Source organism: Afipia sp. P52-10 (genome assembly GCF_000516555.1).
GTDB lineage: Bacteria > Pseudomonadota > Alphaproteobacteria > Rhizobiales > Xanthobacteraceae > P52-10.
This window is the reverse complement of record NZ_AZSJ01000007.1, coordinates 818,061-835,900: the sequence shown is the minus strand read 5'-3', so window position 1 is coordinate 835,900 and position 17,840 is coordinate 818,061. Positions and strand designations below refer to the sequence as shown.

15 protein-coding genes and 1 tRNA gene are annotated in these 17,840 nt (G+C 62.9%); 9 read left to right on the top strand and 7 right to left on the bottom strand.

Translation table 11 applies throughout. The features are described 5' to 3' along the window. The first annotated feature begins 60 nt into the window (after positions 1 to 60). Positions 61 to 2,181, top strand: a complete 2,121-nt coding sequence (locus tag X566_RS21145) for a sodium-translocating pyrophosphatase (RefSeq protein WP_034471301.1) — start codon at positions 61 to 63, stop codon at positions 2,179 to 2,181. Between the two features lie 83 nt (positions 2,182 to 2,264). On the opposite strand, the gene X566_RS21140 is transcribed toward X566_RS21145, so the two are convergent. Beyond that, positions 2,265 to 3,266, bottom strand: coding sequence for a tripartite tricarboxylate transporter substrate binding protein (locus X566_RS21140; RefSeq protein ID WP_034471299.1), 1,002 nt, complete (start codon positions 3,264 to 3,266; stop codon positions 2,265 to 2,267). Positions 3,267 to 3,410: 144 nt separating this feature from the next. Continuing rightward, positions 3,411 to 3,902, bottom strand: coding sequence for an outer membrane protein assembly factor BamE (locus tag X566_RS21135; RefSeq protein WP_051444399.1), 492 nt, complete (start codon positions 3,900 to 3,902; stop codon positions 3,411 to 3,413). A gap of 146 nt (positions 3,903 to 4,048) precedes the next feature. On the opposite strand from X566_RS21135, the gene X566_RS21130 reads away from it, so the two are divergent. From X566_RS21130 to X566_RS21100, 7 genes are all read left to right on the top strand, one after another. After that, on the top strand, positions 4,049 to 4,621 hold the full coding sequence (locus X566_RS21130) for a ubiquinol-cytochrome C chaperone family protein (protein WP_034471297.1): 573 nt from the start codon (positions 4,049 to 4,051) through the stop codon (positions 4,619 to 4,621). Further along, complete coding sequence (locus tag X566_RS21125; protein ID WP_034471295.1) at positions 4,618 to 5,202, top strand: DUF177 domain-containing protein; 585 nt, start codon at positions 4,618 to 4,620, stop codon at positions 5,200 to 5,202. The genes X566_RS21130 and X566_RS21125 overlap by 4 nt, the downstream gene beginning before the upstream one ends. Positions 5,203 to 5,319: 117 nt before the next feature. Continuing rightward, entirely contained in the window at positions 5,320 to 6,381 is a 1,062-nt protein-coding gene (gene plsX, locus X566_RS21120) for a phosphate acyltransferase PlsX (protein ID WP_034471293.1), read from the top strand. Next, a complete protein-coding gene (locus X566_RS21115; RefSeq protein ID WP_034471291.1) occupies positions 6,378 to 7,355 on the top strand; it encodes a beta-ketoacyl-ACP synthase III in 978 nt (325 codons plus the stop codon). The genes plsX and X566_RS21115 overlap by 4 nt, the downstream gene beginning before the upstream one ends. Positions 7,356 to 7,480: 125 nt before the next feature. Continuing rightward, positions 7,481 to 7,804 (top strand): integration host factor subunit alpha, encoded by a 324-nt coding sequence (locus X566_RS21110; RefSeq protein ID WP_034471289.1) that lies wholly within the window; start codon positions 7,481 to 7,483, stop codon positions 7,802 to 7,804. Between the two features lie 26 nt (positions 7,805 to 7,830). Further along, the gene (locus tag X566_RS21105; protein ID WP_034471287.1) at positions 7,831 to 8,424 is read left to right on the top strand and encodes a MerR family transcriptional regulator; all 594 of its coding nucleotides are present in this window, start codon (positions 7,831 to 7,833) and stop codon (positions 8,422 to 8,424) included. 167 nt (positions 8,425 to 8,591) lie between these two features. After that, positions 8,592 to 8,669, top strand: a tRNA-Pro gene (locus tag X566_RS21100). Positions 8,670 to 8,730: 61 nt separating this feature from the next. Here the strand turns inward: X566_RS21100 and X566_RS21095 are convergent. The 5 genes from X566_RS21095 to X566_RS21075 form a co-directional block, all read right to left on the bottom strand. Further along, positions 8,731 to 9,699, bottom strand: a complete 969-nt coding sequence (locus X566_RS21095) for a tripartite tricarboxylate transporter substrate binding protein (protein ID WP_034471285.1) — start codon at positions 9,697 to 9,699, stop codon at positions 8,731 to 8,733. A 132-nt stretch (positions 9,700 to 9,831) separates the two neighbouring features. Continuing rightward, positions 9,832 to 10,971: an alanine dehydrogenase gene (gene ald, locus X566_RS21090; protein WP_034472653.1), complete on the bottom strand. Its 1,140-nt coding sequence runs from the start codon at positions 10,969 to 10,971 to the stop codon at positions 9,832 to 9,834. Between the two features lie 181 nt (positions 10,972 to 11,152). Further along, entirely contained in the window at positions 11,153 to 12,409 is a 1,257-nt protein-coding gene (locus X566_RS21085) for an O-antigen ligase (RefSeq protein ID WP_034471283.1), read from the bottom strand. Positions 12,410 to 12,430: 21 nt separating this feature from the next. Next, a complete protein-coding gene (locus X566_RS21080) occupies positions 12,431 to 13,993 on the bottom strand; it encodes an undecaprenyl-phosphate glucose phosphotransferase (protein ID WP_034471281.1) in 1,563 nt (520 codons plus the stop codon). 110 nt (positions 13,994 to 14,103) lie between these two features. Further along, the gene (locus tag X566_RS21075) at positions 14,104 to 15,237 is read right to left on the bottom strand and encodes a glycosyltransferase family 4 protein (protein WP_034471279.1); all 1,134 of its coding nucleotides are present in this window, start codon (positions 15,235 to 15,237) and stop codon (positions 14,104 to 14,106) included. A gap of 298 nt (positions 15,238 to 15,535) precedes the next feature. On the opposite strand from X566_RS21075, the gene X566_RS21070 reads away from it, so the two are divergent. Further along, positions 15,536 to 17,767, top strand: a complete 2,232-nt coding sequence (locus X566_RS21070) for an exopolysaccharide transport family protein (protein WP_034471277.1) — start codon at positions 15,536 to 15,538, stop codon at positions 17,765 to 17,767. Positions 17,768 to 17,840 lie beyond the last annotated feature (73 nt).

Below are 17,840 nucleotides of genomic sequence, written 5' to 3'. Positions count from 1 at the left end.
GCCGACCGCGGGGCAGGGCCGGATAAAAAGATATAATTTACAGGGGTCGAGGCAACTTCCATGACAGCTTTGTGGGTGATCGTGCTCTGCGGGGCGCTTTCGGTTTTGTACGCCGTCTGGGCGACATCGTCGGTGCTGAGGGCCGACGCGGGCACTGACCGCATGAAGGAAATCGCCGCGGCGGTCTCGGAAGGGGCCCAGGCATATCTCCGCCGCCAGTATCTGACCATCGCCGTCGTCGGCGTCGTCATCTTCGTGCTGCTGGCTTACTTCCTCGGCATCCTGGTCGCCGTCGGCTTCCTGATCGGCGCCGTGCTGTCGGGGGCAGCGGGCTTCATCGGCATGAACGTGTCGGTGCGGGCCAACGTCCGCACCGCACAGGCTGCGACCAAGTCGCTCGCGGGCGGCCTTGAACTTGCCTTCAAGGCCGGTGCGATCACCGGTCTCTTGGTGGCGGGTCTCGCGCTGCTCGGCGTGACGCTGTACTTCATCTATCTGACCCAGGGGCGCGGGCTCGCACCAAGCGACCGTGTCGTCATCGATTCCCTGGTGGCGCTCGGGTTCGGCGCATCGCTGATCTCGATCTTCGCCCGTCTCGGCGGCGGCATTTTCACCAAGGGTGCGGACGTCGGCGGCGACCTGGTGGGCAAGGTGGAAGCGGGCATCCCGGAGGACGATCCGCGCAATCCGGCGACCATCGCCGACAACGTTGGCGACAATGTCGGTGACTGCGCCGGCATGGCCGCCGACCTGTTCGAGACCTATGCGGTGACGGCGGTCGCGACCATGGTGCTCGCGGCGATCTTCTTTGCGAAGTCGCCGCTGCTGGCCAACATGATGACACTTCCGCTCGCCATCGGCGGTGTCTGCATCATCACCTCCATCATCGGCACCTTCTTCGTGAAGCTCGGTGCAAGCCAGTCGATCATGGGGGCGCTGTACAAGGGGCTGATCGCAACCGGTATTCTGTCGCTCATCGGTGTCGGCGCGGCGATCTACTATCTGGTCGGCTTCGGCCCGCTGGCCGGTGTCTCGTATACCGGCCTGGCGCTGTTTGAGTGTGGCATCGTCGGTCTCGCCGTCACCGGCCTGATCATCTGGATCACCGAGTACTACACCGGCACCGACTATCGTCCGGTGAAGTCGATCGCCGCCTCGTCGGTGACCGGCCACGGGACCAACGTGATCCAGGGCCTCGCGATCTCGATGGAGGCCACGGCACTTCCGGCCATCGTCATCATCGCCGGCATCCTGATCACCTATAGCCTCGCGGGTCTGTTCGGCATCGCCATCGCCACCACGACGATGCTGGCGCTGGCAGGCATGATCGTTGCGCTCGACGCGTTCGGGCCGGTGACCGACAACGCCGGCGGCATCGCCGAAATGGCCGGCCTGCCGAAGGAGGTTCGCAAGTCGACCGACGCACTGGATGCCGTTGGCAACACCACCAAGGCGGTGACCAAGGGCTACGCGATCGGCTCCGCCGGTCTCGGTGCGCTGGTGCTGTTTGCGGCCTACAACGAGGATCTGAAGTTCTTCATCGCGAACTCCGCGCAGAACAAGTACTTCGCGGGCGTCGCGCCGGACTTCTCGTTGAACAACCCGTATGTCGTCGTCGGCCTGCTGTTCGGCGGCTTGCTGCCGTACCTGTTCGGCGCGATGGGCATGACGGCCGTCGGCCGCGCCGCCGGCGCGATCGTCGAGGAGGTGCGCCGTCAGTTCCGCGAGAAGCCAGGCATCATGCAGGGCAAGGACAAGCCGGATTACGGCAAGGCCGTCGATCTGCTGACCAAGGCCGCGATCAAAGAGATGATCGTGCCGTCGCTGCTGCCGGTGCTGTCGCCGATCGTCGTCTACTTTGCGATCTACTTCATCGCGGGCGGCGGCGCTCCCGGCAAGTCGGCGGCGTTCTCTGCGGTTGGCGCGATGTTGCTCGGCGTGATCGTCACCGGCCTGTTCGTCGCGATTTCGATGACTTCGGGCGGGGGCGCCTGGGACAACGCCAAGAAGTACATCGAGGACGGCAACTACGGTGGCAAGGGTTCGGACGCCCATAAGGCGGCCGTGACCGGCGACACCGTTGGCGATCCCTACAAGGACACGGCCGGTCCGGCCGTCAATCCGATGATCAAGATCACCAACATCGTCGCGCTGTTGCTGCTCGCGATCCTCGCGCACTGAGCAGTCGCGCTGGAAACACAAACCCCGCGGTGCAGGCCGCGGGGTTTTTCTTTTCAGGCCGATGCGAGCGAATGCGATGAGCGTCAGTTGACGTCCATCTGCAGGCCTTCCTTGCGGATGATCTCGCCGAATTTGTCGGTCTCGGCTTTCACGAAGGCTGAGAACTGCGCGGGCGTCCCGTAGTCGGGGACCGCACCCATGCCGTTGAGGTTCTTCTTGATGTCCTCGCGTTCGAGCAGCTTCTTCACTTCGCCATTCAACGCATCGAGCACCGGTTGCGGTGCGCCGGCGGGCAGGAATACGCCGAACCAGGACGACACGTCGAAATTCTTCAACTCGGGTGCGCTTTCCTTCATTGTCGGGATCTCCGGCGCCTGGAAGCTGCGCTCCGGTGTCGTCACGGCAAGCGCCTTCAGCTTGCCGTCCTTGGCTTGCGGCAGGCTCGGATAGAGGTTGTCGAACAGGATGTCGATCTGGCCGCCGAGCGCCGCCGTCAGCGCCGGGCCGGCGCCGCGGAACGGCACATGCGTCATCTTCAGGCCGGTGAGCTGCATGAACCAGACGGCGGTCAGGTGCGGGCTCTGGCCCACGCCGGATGTGCCATAGGTGAGCTTGTCCGGATTGGCCTTCAAGAAGGCGATCAGTTCCGGGATCGATTTCACCGGCGTCGATGCCGTCGCGGAAATGATGTTGGGAATCCGGATCATGTTGCTGACAGGCTGCAACTGTTCGGATTTGTACGGCAGCGTACGGAAGATGCTGTAGGCCACTGCGTTGGGGCCCGGATTGCCGATCAGGATGGTATGGCCATCTCCCTTCGAGCGGGCCACTTCGGCGACGCCGATGGTGCCACCACCGCCAGCGCGGTTCTCGACGACACAGGATTGGCCCCAGGCCATCTGCAGGTGCTGGGCGAGGTAGCGGCCCATGACATCCGTGCTGCCGCCTGGTGCTGCTGGCACGATGATGCGGACGGTCTCCGTCGGCCGCCAGTCGGCCGCCTCCGCCGACCGTGGAACGGTCGCGCTCGCCGCCAGCGCTGCCGTACTGGCGAGCAGGGTTCTCCTCGATATCGGCTTGGTCACGTGTCTTCCCTCTGGTTGTTTTTATAGAGGGCGCAACACTAATGGAGGGGGGCGGACGCCGACAAGCGGCGCTCCCTTGCACGAAAGTCTGATTTGGCTCAGCGAAGGTCGCCGGCGGTCTTCATCAGAATAGGCTTTTGACCGTCAGCGCGACGAGCCGCCGATCAGGCGGAAGATCGGTGTTAGATAGCTGATCTCCTGACCGCTGGTCGGAGTGGTGCGGCTGATGAAGTCGAACAGCTTGCCGTCCTGCAGGCCGTAATTGGCGATACGCTGGACTTGGCGGTTCTTGTCGAAATAGACGGCGAGAACACGCTGGTCTGTTACACTTTGATCCATAAAGGCGACCCGGCGTTGGGTCCGCTGCGAGATGTAATAGAAAACCTCACCGTTCAGGGTGGCAACTGTGGACGGGGTGCCGAGCACGATCAGCACCTGATCCTGGCTAGCGCCGATCGGAATCTGTTCGAGCGCCCCATCGGGCAGGATGTAGCCCTTCTGGAACTGTTCGGCGCAGCCGCCCAAGGCGACGCAGGTGAGGGCAAGAATCGCTGCGTAGCGGACCCGGCCGGAAATCGACACCGTCGTTTGAGCAAAAGAGTTCGTAAGATCGGCCAGGAAGCCCCTGCTGGTCATTATCTAGCGAATCCTTGTCCCCGGCGGCCCCCCGGGCCGCGTCCTGTCTTGCCACAGCCCGGGCGTTGGCGTACCGGGCAGAGTGTATACATGCTGGCTATCGCATCCCCGATGGATGCGCGCCGGCCAAGTTCCGGAAATCCCTGATGCTTTGGCCGTTCAACCGTTCCAAAACCCGAGCGACATCCCGCGCCGGCTCCCCGCCAGCCACCATTGAAGCGATCTATGGCATGATCGTGGCGCAGGCGCGATTGCCGACGTTCTACGAGACTTACGGCGTGCCGGATACGGTTAATGGGCGTTTCGACATGATCGTTCTGCACCTGTGGATGGTCCTGCGTCGCCTCCGCGGCATCGAGGGAGGAACCATCCTGTCGCAGGGACTGTTTGACCAGTTCTGCAGCGACATGGATGCGAACCTGCGCGAGATGGGCATTGGCGATCTCACGGTGCCGAAAAAGATGCTCGGTTTTGCCGAGGCCTTTTATGGACGGACCGGGGCCTACGATCTGGCTTTCGAGGCCGGGCGCGATGATCTGGCCGCGGCGATCGCGCGTAACGTTCTGATTTCAACGGATGCTGCAAAGGCTGAACCGCTGACGGCCTATGCCATGGGCGTGATCGCCGAACTGGAATCGTTCGATGCCGATCGTCTGCAAAGTGCGGACTGGGCTTTTCCCGCTCCAACTGCGCCCGTCGCCAAGGAGCAGATCCAGTGACCGAGAAGACGGCAACCAAATCCTGGCCATGGCACGTCGTCGTGCCGGTCGCTGAGATCCCCCCGAGCGGTTTGCATCGGGAGATCGAGGCCGGGGAGGCGGAGCGCCAGGCCATTGCAGCTCTTGCAGGCCTGCGCGAGCTGCCACGCCTGAGTGCCTCCTTTGATCTTTATCCGACGAGCGGCGATCAGGTCATCGTCACGGGGCAGGTGCTGGGGACTGTCGGCCAGACCTGCGTCGTCACACTGGAGCCGCTGTTGAACGAGGTGGACGAGCCGGTCGACGTGACGTTCGCGTCGGACACGGGCGAAGCCCCAGTGTTGCCGCAGGACGGCGAGGAAGATGAGGACGCTGTTGCCGAAGATGACCCGCCGGAGCCGATCGTCAATGGGGCGATCGACCTTGGGACACTGGCCACGGAATTCCTGATGCTGGGGCTTGATCCCTATCCGCGCAAGGCCGGGGCTGTTTTCGAGCCGGTCGTGACCCCTGCCGATCCGGAAGACCATCCATTCGCGGCCCTGGCCAAGCTGAAGGCGCCTGATTCGGCCTCAAAACCGAAGAAATCCAACGACAAATGAGGGCTGCGGCGGCCCCGGCGCTGTTGTCACAGCGCATGGACACGGTATTGTCGCCGCCCGATCAATAAGCAGGCAGGCTCCTGGCCCGGCCCTCGTTACAAGGTTCTCGGATCGTACATGCCCAATAAGGTTCGAATTGCGCTGGATGCCATGGGCGGCGACTTTGGCGTTCCAGTGGTCGTTCCGGGGGCGGCGATCTCGCTCAAGCGGCATCCGGACACCGAGTTCGTGATGTTCGGCGACGAGACGCAGATCGGCCGGGAATTGGACAAGCTGCCGGCGCTGAAGGCCGTGACCCGCGTCGTCCATACCGACGTCGCCGTGCGGATGGACGACAAGCCCAGTCAGGCGCTGCGGCGGGGCCGGAAGACCTCATCGATGTGGCTCGCGATCGATGCAGTCAGGCGCGGCGAGGCCGATACCGTGGTGTCGGCGGGAAACACCGGTGCGCTGATGGCGATGGCTCGCTTCAACCTGCGCACGCTTCCAGGGGTCGATCGCCCGGCGATCGCGGCCGTGTGGCCGACGGTGCGCGGTGAATCGGTGGTGCTCGATGTCGGTGCGTCGATCGGCGGCGATGCGCAGCATCTGGCGGTGCTGGCGATCATGGGCAGTGCGATGGCGCGGGTGCTGTTCGACCTCGATCGGCCTACGGTCGGATTGCTCAATATCGGCACGGAAGAGGTCAAGGGCGTGGAGGAGGTGCGCGAGGCAGCCGAATTGCTGCGCAAGCTGAATCCGCCTCACCTGAACTTCGTCGGTTTCGTCGAGGGCGACGGCATCGGGCAGGGCGCCGCTGATGTCATCGTCACTGAGGGCTTCAGCGGTAACATCGCGCTGAAGGCCGCCGAGGGTACGGCGCGGCAGATCGGGGAATATCTGCGCGGCGCCATGAGCCGGACCTGGCGTTCGCGGATCGGTTACCTGTTCGCACGCAATGCCTTCCAGGCGCTGCGCGACAGGCTGGATCCGCGCAAGGTCAATGGCGGCGTCTTCCTCGGACTGAACGGCATCGTCATCAAGAGCCATGGCGGCACCGACGCCGAGGGCTTTGCGTCGGCCGTGGACGTCGGCTACGACATGGTCCGCTACGATCTCCTGACCAAGATCAATCAAACACTCAAACGCGACGGCGGCGAGCTCGGTTTTGCTCCGCTCGTCCAGGAGGCTACTTCGTGACTGTTACCCGCTCGGTTGTGCTCGGCTGCGGCTCCTACCTGCCGGAGCGGATCGTAACCAATTCCGAGCTTGCGCAACGGATCGACACGACCGACGAATGGATCGTGCAGCGCACCGGTATTCGTCAGCGTCATATCGCGGCCGAGGGGGAGTTCACCTCGCATTTGGGTATCAAGGCCGCGCAGGCGGCGCTCGCCAACGCTGGCGTCGATGCGCAGTCGATCGACCTGATCATCCTCGCCACCTCGACGCCGAACAACACGTTTCCAGCGACCGCGGTGGAGATTCAGCACGGCCTCGGTATCACCCATGGCGTGGCGTTCGACCTGCAGGCGGTGTGCTCCGGATTCGTCTTTGCGATGGCGACGGCCGACAATTTCCTGCGTTCGGGATCGCACAAGCGGGCGCTGGTGATCGGCGCCGAGACGTTTTCACGCATTCTCGACTGGGAAGATCGCACGACCTGCGTGCTGTTCGGCGACGGGGCCGGCGCGGTCGTGCTCGAAGCCCAGCAGCAGCCCGGGGCAACATCGGACCGCGGCGTTCTGACCTCGCACCTGCGATCCGACGGGCGGCACAAGGCCAAGCTCTACGTCGATGGCGGACCATCCTCGACGCAGACGGTCGGTCACCTGCGCATGGAAGGCAAGGAGGTCTTCAAGCATGCGGTCGGTATGATTACCGATGTCATCTACGATGCGTTCAAGGCGACCGGCATCACCGCCGATGACATCGACTGGCTGGTGCCGCACCAGGCCAACAAGCGTATCATCGACGCCTCTGCGCAGAAGTTGCATATTGCGCCGCAGAAAGTGGTGCTGACCGTCGATCAGCACGGCAACACCTCGGCCGCGTCGATACCGCTCGCGCTCTGTACCGCCGTGCAGGACGGTCGGATCAAACGCGGCGATTTGATTCTCTTTGAAGCAATGGGGGGCGGCTTCACCTGGGGCTCGGTGCTGCTTCGCTGGTGACCGGTTCCAACGTGTGCTTACAGGTTGACATGGGGCGCCGGCTGCGTTTGAACCTTCGCCGGTGTTGACGCTAGCTCGGTAAGTTCTTAGCTTAGTTCAGTTTTCGCCGTTGAGTGGGGCAGGCGATGTCCGGAACCGGAAAGACCGTCACACGGGTCGACTTGTGCGAAGCCGTGTATCAGAAAGTTGGCTTGTCGCGGACCGAGTCGTCCGCGTTCGTCGAATTGGTGCTGAAGGAGATCACCGATTGCCTTGAAAAGGGCGAGACGGTGAAGCTGTCGTCCTTCGGCTCGTTCATTGTCCGCAACAAGGGGCAGCGCATCGGCCGCAACCCGAAAACGGGTACGGAGGTGCCAATTTCGCCCCGTCGCGTTATGGTCTTCAAGCCGTCGGCGATTCTCAAGCAGCGGATCAACGGACAGCAGGTCGACGGCGACAAGGCGGAATGAACTGAGATATCGCGGGGAGCGGGCCTTTGGATAAGGCACCGGATGCATTCAGGACGATCAGTGAAGTTGCCGACGACCTCGATGTGCCTCAGCATGTCTTGAGATTTTGGGAAAGCCGCTTCAGCCAGATCAAGCCGATGAAGCGCTCGGGCGGCCGCCGCTATTACCGGCCGGAAGACGTCAATCTGCTTCGCGGCATTCGCCACCTGCTCTACGGGCAGGGATACACTATCCGCGGCGTGCAGCGGATTTTACGCGAGCAGGGCGTCAAGTCCGTTCAGAACTGGCAGGCCGGTACTGTCCCGCCGATGCCGCAGATGGCTGACGACGAGCCCGACCACGAGGATTTGCTGCGGGATGCGGTGAGCGAGGAACTCACCGACGATTTCGAGGCCGGTGATGGCGATGATATCGGCGAAGCCGCGCACGAATTGCCGTCGGCGATATCGTCCTGGATCGATGCGGCGCGGCAGCATCGCGCGCCGCAGTCCTCGACGCTGGCTGAGACCTTGTCCGAACCGGCGCAACTTAACGAGCAGAACGCCGTCAAGCTGCGCGCGGTCTTAGACGAGCTTCTGGAATGCAGGCGGCTGCTGGACGCTGCGATGAAGGCAAGCTAGCGGCAAGACACGGCTGTCGGATTTATGACCCGGTCAAATCCCGTGTGGCGCGCGTCCGGCGGCTTGCGCCGGCGGGCTAACGACGGTAGAGGAACGGGTCTTGTCGGGCATGATATCCCTCCAAGGCGGAGTTCGGCTCGAGTTCCGCAGGATCATGACCGAAGGTACGGAGCGTGGCGCAGCCCGGTTAGCGCACTAGTCTGGGGGACTAGGGGTCGTGGGTTCGAATCCCGCCGCTCCGACCATTCACAAGCTTCGAGCTTTGCAAGCTTTGTCAGAGCGACGGATTTCAGGCCGTGATCGCGGCTATTCCGGCTGGATACCGGCGACGCGGGTGTATTCCACCCAGCGTTCGCGTTCCTGCTTCACCTCTTCGGCGCATTGCGTGAGATTCATCTGGTCATAGGCAAGGCCGAACTCGTCCATCCGCTTCTGCACATCTGGTACCGTGAGTGCCTGATTGATCAACGCGTTCAGCTTCTCCGTTACGTCCGGCGGTGTGCCGGCGGGCACCGCCATGCCAAGGAAGCCTGTCAGCGAGAAGCCTGGAAACGTCTCGGCGACGGTCGGCACATCCGGCGTCTGCTTCGAACGCGTCTGCCGCGTGATCGCGATCGGGCGAAGCTGATCGTTCTTGATGTACTGGGTGGAGGCGGTGGTATCGATGAAGAGGCAATCGATCTCGCCGCTCATCAGATCGNCGACGGCATNCGAGATCGCGCGATAAGGAATCGCCTGCAGTTCGATCTTCGCCAGACGGCTGAGGTATTCTGGCGGCGTGCGCGAGGAGGCGTTGAAGTAGCCGAATGTCAGCTTGCCGGGCGCCTTCTTCGCCGCGTCGATGAAGTCCTGCAGGTTGCGGTACGGCGATTGCGGACGCACCAGCAGATAGGTGCCGCTGGAGCGGAAGAAGCCGACGACGATGAAATCCTGAGCCGGGTCGTAGGGCAGGTTCTTCACCAGGCTGGTATTGGCGGCGTGTGTGCTGGTCGTGATCAGCAGCACGGTGTAGCCGTCCGGCGGCGCTGTCTTCACACCGACTGTCCCAACGATGCCGTTCGCGCCGGGACGATTGTCGATCACCACGGGCTGGCCAGTGCGGTCCTCGATCTGCTTGCCGATCAGGCGCGCCGAAATGTCGCCGGAGCCTCCGGGACCGAACGGCACGATGATCTTGATCGGTCGTGACGGATACGTGTCCGCAAGGGCGCCGGATGTAGCCAGCGGCGTCAGCATCGCGCCGCTCATCGCAGCAAGTATCTCTCGGCGGTTCATGCGCCTGTTCCTCCAGTTATTGATCGCATCGTCATAGTGGCGCCGGCGACGGCTGTCACGCGGCCCCTGCGCCGCAGCCACGTGCGTTCCAGATGTTGAAACGAATGAGGAGACCGAGAACGATGTGTGGCGTCAGCTGACCATCGCAATGGGCGGAGCATTCAGCGCCGTTTCGGCCGGCGCCCACTCCAGTCCGTGCGCCTCGGCAACCGGTTTGCAGGTGATGCGACCGGCATGGATGTTAAGCCCCGCGCGGAGATGAGGATCATCCGCCATTGCCGTCTTCAATCCCTTGCCGGCCAGCGCGAGGATGAACGGCAATGTCGCGTTGTTCAGCGCGAATGTCGAGGTGCGTGCGACCGCGCCCGGCATGTTGGTGACGCAGTAATGGACGATGCCATCGACCACATAGGTCGGGTTGGAATGCGTGGTTGGGCGTGACGTCTCGCAGCAGCCGCCCTGGTCGATGGCAATATCGACGATCACCGCGCCCGGCTTCATGGTCGCAACCATCTGGCGCGTGACCAGCTTCGGCGCTGCGGCGCCTGGCACCAGCACGGCGCCAATCAAAAGGTCGGCGCGTTTGACGATCTCTGCGATGGCCGAACGGGTGGAGAAGATCGTGCGAACGCCGGTGCCGAAGTGAAAGGCCAGCCGGCGCAAAGCATCTGGATTGCGATCGACTAGGGTGACGTTGGCTCCCATGCCGAGCGCGATGGTGGCCGCATGGGTCCCGGAGACGCCGCCGCCGAGAATGATGACGTCGGCCGCGGGTACCCCTGGCACACCGCCGAGCAGCACGCCGCGTCCGCCGGCCTCCTTTTCGAGGCAATGCGCTCCCACCTGCGGCGCGAGACGGCCTGCGACCTCCGACATCGGCATCAGAAGCGGCAATCCGCCTGACGGTGAGGTCACGGTTTCATACGCGATACAAGTGGCCCGCGAGGCGATCAGCTCCTTGGTCTGTCGGAGATCGGGCGCGAGATGAAGATAGGTGAACAGAATCTGTCCGGGCCGCAACAGCGCGCGTTCCGGCGGCAGCGGCTCCTTGACCTTCACGATCATGTCTGCACGCTCGAAGATCTCGGCGGATGTCGCGGCGATCGTCGCTCCAGCGGCGACATACTCATCGTCGGCGATCCCCGAGCCGATACCTGCGCCGGATTGGACGAAGAGGGTGTGTCCGTTCTGCACGAGTTCTGCCACCGAGGAGGGTGTGAGACCTACGCGAAATTCGTTGTCCTTGATTTCCTTCGGAACGCCGATCAGCATGGACATATCCCCTCGGCTCGTACGTCGATCGAGAAAACGTAGGAAGCGGAAGGTTCAGCCTCAAGGGCCATTGCCGACGATACGCAAATCGGTCGCAGCCGCATCCGCAGCCGCGTGCGGAGGTGGCCGTGTCCCGCACGTCTTTGTGAACGGTGTTCTGTCAACGATGCGTTGTGGAGCTTCAGCCAGTCGCGGCGCGGCCAGCCTGGGTCCGTCGCCACATCGCGATCTGCGCAGCGGCGAACATGCCCCACATCGCTCCGATCAGCAGGAAGAAATGGCGCCAATGGTCGGTGTCGATGATGAAGCTCTCCGCCACGGTGCCGAGGAAGGCGGCGAGCACGGCGATGTAGCCGCGCCGCCACGGCACCTCCACGAACAGATAGCGAAGGCCGAAGATCACCGTCGTCAGGACCAGAGCCGGATAACAGACACCGGCGATCCAGCCGCCGGACATGAAGGCGTTGAGGAACGAATTGTGAGTGTCCTCGGGGAAATAGCGCGTGAATTGCAGCGGGCCGATGCCGAAGGGTAGATCGAGGGCCATCTGCGCGCCGAGGATGTGGCGGCCGAACCGACCGAAGCGGCCACTGTCGTAGCTTTGTTCGAGGCTCGCCCGCTCGCGGAACAGATTGCTGGTGGAATCGAGCGACAGCAAAATCACCAGCAGCAGCGCGAGTGCGGCGACCGCGAGGCAGGTCAGCAGGACAATCCTGAGGCGCTGGTTCTGGCTTTTGCTCATCAGGAACATGATCACGACGACGAACGCGGATGTCGCAACGAGTTGCCCCCAGGCTGCGCGCGAGAACGACAGCAGGATCGCCAGGCTGATGATCGAAAGGATAACTCCGCTGCGCATGGCCTTGGACAAGCGATCGATCAGGACACTCTGCAGCGTGACCAGCGCCGGCAGGATCAGAAATGCGCCCAGCACGTTCGGATCCTTGAAGGTGCCTTTGGCGCGTCCATAAAGCGTAAACAGATCATAGCCGCCGGGAATCAGGCCGAAGTAGCCGCCGATGCCGGTCAGTGAAGCGACCAGCGCGCCGACCACATACCCTCGCAGCAGATAATGCAGCCGCGCCTCGGTGTCCTCGGCGAGAACGATCGCGAAGAACATCGCAGTGATTGCGAGATACCAGGATGTCGCAATCCAGTTGACGATCGGAGACTTGTCCAGCACCGAGGCTGCAGAGGTAGAGTAGCCGATGTTCATCGCAATCAGCAGGAACAGCAGCGGCATGAACTGCGCGCGCAGCTTGAGGCCGGTCGCGAAGAAAACGATCAAGGCCGATAGCGTCGCGAGTTCGTAGGGGCTCGGTTCGATCATCACGACCGCGCCGCAGGCGCCGACCAGCCACAGCATCGCGTGTTGGAGTGCTGCGAGGCCGGGCGCTACGGGGCTGACCGGATGGGCTTGCGCGGCCGGATATGTCACGACGTCTCCCGCTGCGCTGTGCTAGTAGGCGTTCTCGGTTTTCAGCAACGCGATCGGCGTCTTGAGCAGGATGTAGGCGTCGAACAGCACGGACCAGTTTTCGATATAATACAGGTCGAACTCGACACGCCGCTGGATCTTCTCCGGCGTATCGACCTCGCCACGCCAGCCGTTGATCTGAGCCCAGCCGGTGATCCCGGGTTTGACCCGGTGCCGCGCGAAATAACCATCGACTGCTTCGTCCAACAGCTGGTTCTGCAGCTTTTGCTGCACGGCATGGGGGCGCGGACCCACCAGCGACAGGTTGCCCTTGAACACGACATTGATAAGCTGCGGCAGCTCGTCGATGCTGGTCTTGCGAATGAAGCGTCCGACGCGGGTCACGCGCGGATCGTCCTTGGTGACGACTTTCGAGGCGCTCGGGTCCGCCATCTCGTGGTAGAGCGAGCGGAACTTGAACACGTCGATCCGCTCGTTGTTGAATCCGAAGCGCTTCTGCTTGAAGAACACGGGTCCGCGACTATCGAGCTTGATGGCGATCGCGACCAGCAGCAGCAACGGCGACAACGCCAGTAGCGCGATCCCGCCGACGACCCGATCGAACAACGATTTCATCACCAGGTCCCAATCGGTGATCGGTTGTTCGAATACGTCGAGGGTCGGGACCTCGCCGAGATACGAATAGGAGCGGGGGCGAAACCGCAGCTTGTTGGTATGGGCGGAGAGGCGAATATCGACTGGCAAAACCCATAGTTTCTTGAGTATTTCTAGAATGCGTCCCTCGGCCGAGATCGGCAGGGCGAACAGCACCAGATCGACCCGCGTGCGGCGGGCGAACTCGACGATGTCGTCGATCTTTCCGAGCTTCGGGCTGCCTGCGCAGGTGTCCATCGCCCGATCGTCGTTGCGGTCGTCGAACACGCCGAGGACGTGGATATCGGAATCGTCAGCCTGTGCGTTCAAGGCGCGGATGAGCTGTTCGCCGTTCTCGTCCGCACCGACGATCACGGTGCGGCGATCGAGTCGGCCTTCGCGGCCCCAGCGGCGCACCAGCGAGCGCAGCATCAGGCGCCCGCCGATCAGAAGCGCAAGCCCGACCAGATAGAACGAGGACAGCCATACGCGCGAAATCGTATCGCCGACTTTGGCGAAGAACGATATGCCGATGAACAGGAGGAACACGAACGACCACGACGAGATCATCCGCGTCATCTGCCGGAGCTGGCCGCGGAATATCTGCACGTCATACATATCGGCAGCCTGGAAGAAGATCACCGCCGTCGCGGCCACGCCGAAAATCGCGAGGACATAAGAGGAGGAGAAGCCGCTGCCGCGGACTACGTAGCTGACGTAGAGTGCGATGCCGATGAGGCTGATGAGAAGGAAGTCGGCCACGCGCACGAGGCCGGTGATGACGACCGGCGAAATGGCTGGACGGACCTTTTCGTTCACGACAGCCAGCGCCGCCGGGGTCAGTCGCCGCCGCCGTTCGACCCAGGGCTTTTTGCCAGGCTCGCCGGCCGTCTCGACCGCAGCCGCGGTGGTGCTGGCTTCAAGCATGGCGCGGGTCTCGATAGGGTCCATGGTCTTCGTCCGGAATCGCGATCCAGCCAGCCGGCGACCGGCGGGCGGAGAACTTCCATCACGCGGTAGCAGGCAAATCGGAATATTCGGTTAGCAGTGGTAAGCAAGCATTAATGATTTGCAAAAGCTTCGCGGTATCCGGTGAGGACGCCTTCCACCATGGCGTCCTGCGAGAATTGCGAGAACACTCGCTCTCGCAGCTGTTTGGCGCGCTCGGACGCCCGCTCCGGGGCGTCTAGAACCGCGGCGATGGCGTCCGCCAGTGCCTGCGGATCGTTGGACAGGACAAGGCCGTCCGTGAATGGACCGAAGATCTCCGGAATGCCGCCGACATTTGCGCCGAGCATCGGAACGCCCGCGGCTGCCGCCTCGATCACGACATAGGGCATGGAGTCGCCGCGGGAGGGCACCACCAGGAGACGGCCCTGGCTGAAGCCGTGGCGGGCCTGGACATGGCCGATGAAGCGCACGGCGGCCCCGAGGTCGTGGCGCTCGCAAAGGGCGCGCAAGGCTCCCGTCTCCTCGCCATCCCCGGCCAGCGTGAGGGTCACGGATCGCCCAGAAGCCCGTAGGCGTGCGATCGCTTCGACGAGGATATCCGCGCCCTTGATGTAACGGAATTCGCCGACATAGACGATATCGGTGGCGTCGGCGGCGAGCGCCAGCGGATCAAATTCTGCTGCGGTCACGCCGTTGAAGACGCAGCGCACCAGACTGTTCGGTGTGCCAATCATCCGCTGGTAGGTGCTGCGGGCGAATGCGCTTTCGAACAGGAAGAGGTCCGTGCGATTCATCAGGGCGCGTTCCAACGCGGCGTAGACCTTCCCGCGCAGCGTATCCGTGCCGTAGTGCAGGGAGCCTCCATGTGGGGTGTATACGCGGATCATGCCGGCGCGGCGGCTTTTCGTGCGAATAAAGACGCCGGCTTTCGCGCCGTGTCCGTGCAGAACATCTGGTTTGATGCGGCGGATCAGCGCGGCAAATTGTGGCCAGACCAGTACATCGGCCGGATGAGGCTCTCGGCGGATCGCGATACGATGCACGCCGAGCGCAAGCCGCGGTGCGAGTTCGGCCAGTGCTGCCGTGGCGCGTTCGCCGCCGGTCGTGCTGTCGGCAAGGATGCCGACTTGATGGCCTCGCTCGATCTGGCCATTGGCGAGGTCGAGGATGTGGCGGAAGATGCCGCCGACCGGTGCCCGAACAGCGTGCAGAATTCTCAAAGGGGCAGAGGGGATGGGAGCCATTTTTCAAATTCGGATCGAGCGGCGTGCAAATTGAGACTGGCACCAGGACAGCGCGAGAACCGCCGAGCCATGACCGGATCAATTCCGGAAGCAGGCACCCACCCAGTGCGCATGAAGGGAATCCGCTGGAAAATTCAAGCCAGACTATAAGGGCTTGGTTGGTTAATAAAATATGACGCCTGCATCGGGCGACTTGCCACGACATTCGCCGGATCGCGTGAATTAACGCGGCAGCAACCATAATCGATTGTAATCGGCCGCAGGTCTAAGTGACGGTTGCGTCTGGTGGGGGCGTTCGATGCGTTGGAAATTCTGGCAGTCCGAGGACGCGAGCGATAACCCATCGACGGCCGCGTCCGCCGCCGCGTTGACGACGACGCACCCTCAGAAACCGTCTCAGTCGGCAGCGCCCGCGGGTCCGCTCGGCGATCTTGATCTGCGCGTGGTGTGGAAAGCGCTGGTGCGCAAGAAGGCATGGGTGATCATCCCGACCGCAGTCGCTGCAGCCGCGTCCTTCATGATCGTCAACCTGATTACGCCACGCTACAAATCGGAAGCGCGCATTCTGGTGGAGGGGCGGGAGAATGTCTTCCTGCGCCCGAACGTGGAACGGCTTGAGGACCGCAGGGATCTGGACGCCGAGGCGATTGCGAGCCAGGTGCAGATCGTCCTGTCGCGTGATCTCGCGCGGGAAATCATCAAGAGAAACAAACTGGGCGAGCGGCCGGAGTTCGATCCGGTGTTGCAAGGATTGTCGCCATTGCGCGCAGTGCTGGCGTTGCTCGGCGTGGGACGTGATCCGCTCAAGCTGACCGCCGAGGAGCGGGTTCTCGATTCCTATTACGAGAGACTATCGGTGTTTGCGATCGACAAGTCGCGCGTCATTGCTGTGGAGTTTCAGTCGCGCGATCCGGAACTGGCTGCGCGCGTGGCCAATTCCATCGCGGACGGCTATTTGGCCATGCAGCAGGCGGCGAAGCGCGATCAGGCACGCTCGGCGGGGCAGTGGCTAGCTGGCGAAATCGAAGATCTGCGCAAGAAGGTCGCGGAGGCCGAGGCACGTGTCGAGGACTTCCGCGGCAAGGCCAGCCTGTTCGTGGGTACCAACAATACGTCGCTATCCAATCAGCAGTTGGGTGAGATCAACACGCAGCTCTCCAACGCCCGCGCGCAGAAATCGGATGCGGAATCGCGAGCGCGACTGATCCGCAGCATGTTGCAGTCGGGCCGACCGATCGAGGCATCAGAAGTGCTCAATTCCGAGATGGTCCGTCGGCTGTCGGAGCAACGGGCGACGTTACGGGCGCAGCTCGCCGAGCAGTCCTCGACGCTGCTTGATGCCCATCCACGGATCAAGGAACTGCGGGCGCAGATCACCGATCTCGATCGCCAACTGCGCGATGAGGCCGCCAAACTGTCGCGTTCGCTGGAGAACGATGCGCGCATCGCCGGCGCGCGCGCCGAAAGCATGGGCGCAAATCTCGATCAGCTCAAGAAGCAGGCGGTTTCGACCAACACTCAGGATGTGCAGCTGCGTGCCTTGGAACGCGAGGCGAAGGCGCAACGCGATCTCTTGGAATCCTATCTTGCCAAATTCCGCGAGGCCACTACGCGCGAAAATCTTGAGACGGGACCGTCGGATGCGCGCATCATCTCGCAGGCTTTGGTGTCCAACAGCCCGGCTTACCCGAAGAAGCTGCCGATCGTTTTGATCGCCACGCTTGCGACGTTGATGCTGTCGGCGGGAACGATTGTGACCGGTGAGCTCCTCAGGATGACTGCGCCGCGTGAAGCACTGGCGTTCGATAGAGCCACTGAGCCGGCGCAGGTCGATTTGGCGGCGACGGCTCTCGCGCCGGCCGCAGTCCCGACGCAGGCCAAGATCGAGCCGCGCCTTCCGTTCAAACGTGCGGACTGCGCCGAACCTGCGCAAGGTATCGAGAAGGCGGCTGCAGAGTTGCGCGCGCTCGGTGAGAGCGCACGCAAGATCACGGTCATCGGCATGGGGGATCTTGCCAGCACGTCTCTGACGGCGTTGACGCTGGCCCGCCTGATGGCGCGCGAGGCCAACATTGCACTGGTCGACCTGTCTCCCGGGTCAGGCATGTTGAAGGCGGTGATGACCGATCCCGCGGCTCCTGGGTTGAGCGATCTGCTGGCTGGTACGGCGACGTTCGGCGATATCATCACCAGGGATCGGATGTCGCGCGTTCAAATCATCGGTAGCGGTACTGGCAAGGTGGACGCGGCGATGCTGCAAGCACCGCGGCTCGCGGTGACGATCAATGCGCTGATGCAGGTCTATGATCACGTCGTGCTTGATGCCGGATCGCTGGATGATGTTCCGGAGCAATTGGTATTGGCGCGTGCCCATGCGGTTCTCGTGACCGTATCCGGTCTCGATGACCAAGTCCGGACCGTCGTTCGCAACGAGCTTCTCGGTGCCGGCTTCCGCGGCGTCACCATGCTGGATGCTGCGTCCGCTTCCCCCGTGGTGGGCAAGCGAGACCAGCATATGGCCGCGGCATGATTAATCCTGCATCGCGGCCGCGACCGGGCTTGGCACGCCGTCTCGGCGTGGTCCTAGCCGATGTCTGCGAGGC

Coding starts and splice junctions, on each gene's coding strand:
- X566_RS21110 (WP_034471289.1), top strand. CDS start 7,481: ATGTCCGGAACCGGAAAGACCGTCACACGGGTCGACTTGTGCGAAGCC.
- ald (WP_034472653.1), bottom strand. CDS start 10,971: ATGCTGATCGGCGTTCCGAAGGAAATCAAGGACAACGAATTTCGCGTA.
- X566_RS21135 (WP_051444399.1), bottom strand. CDS start 3,902: ATGACCAGCAGGGGCTTCCTGGCCGATCTTACGAACTCTTTTGCTCAA.
- X566_RS21130 (WP_034471297.1), top strand. CDS start 4,049: ATGCTTTGGCCGTTCAACCGTTCCAAAACCCGAGCGACATCCCGCGCC.
- plsX (WP_034471293.1), top strand. CDS start 5,320: ATGCCCAATAAGGTTCGAATTGCGCTGGATGCCATGGGCGGCGACTTT.
- X566_RS21080 (WP_034471281.1), bottom strand. CDS start 13,993: ATGGACCCTATCGAGACCCGCGCCATGCTTGAAGCCAGCACCACCGCG.
- X566_RS21075 (WP_034471279.1), bottom strand. CDS start 15,237: ATGGCTCCCATCCCCTCTGCCCCTTTGAGAATTCTGCACGCTGTTCGG.
- X566_RS21070 (WP_034471277.1), top strand. CDS start 15,536: ATGCGTTGGAAATTCTGGCAGTCCGAGGACGCGAGCGATAACCCATCG.
- X566_RS21145 (WP_034471301.1), top strand. CDS start 61: ATGACAGCTTTGTGGGTGATCGTGCTCTGCGGGGCGCTTTCGGTTTTG.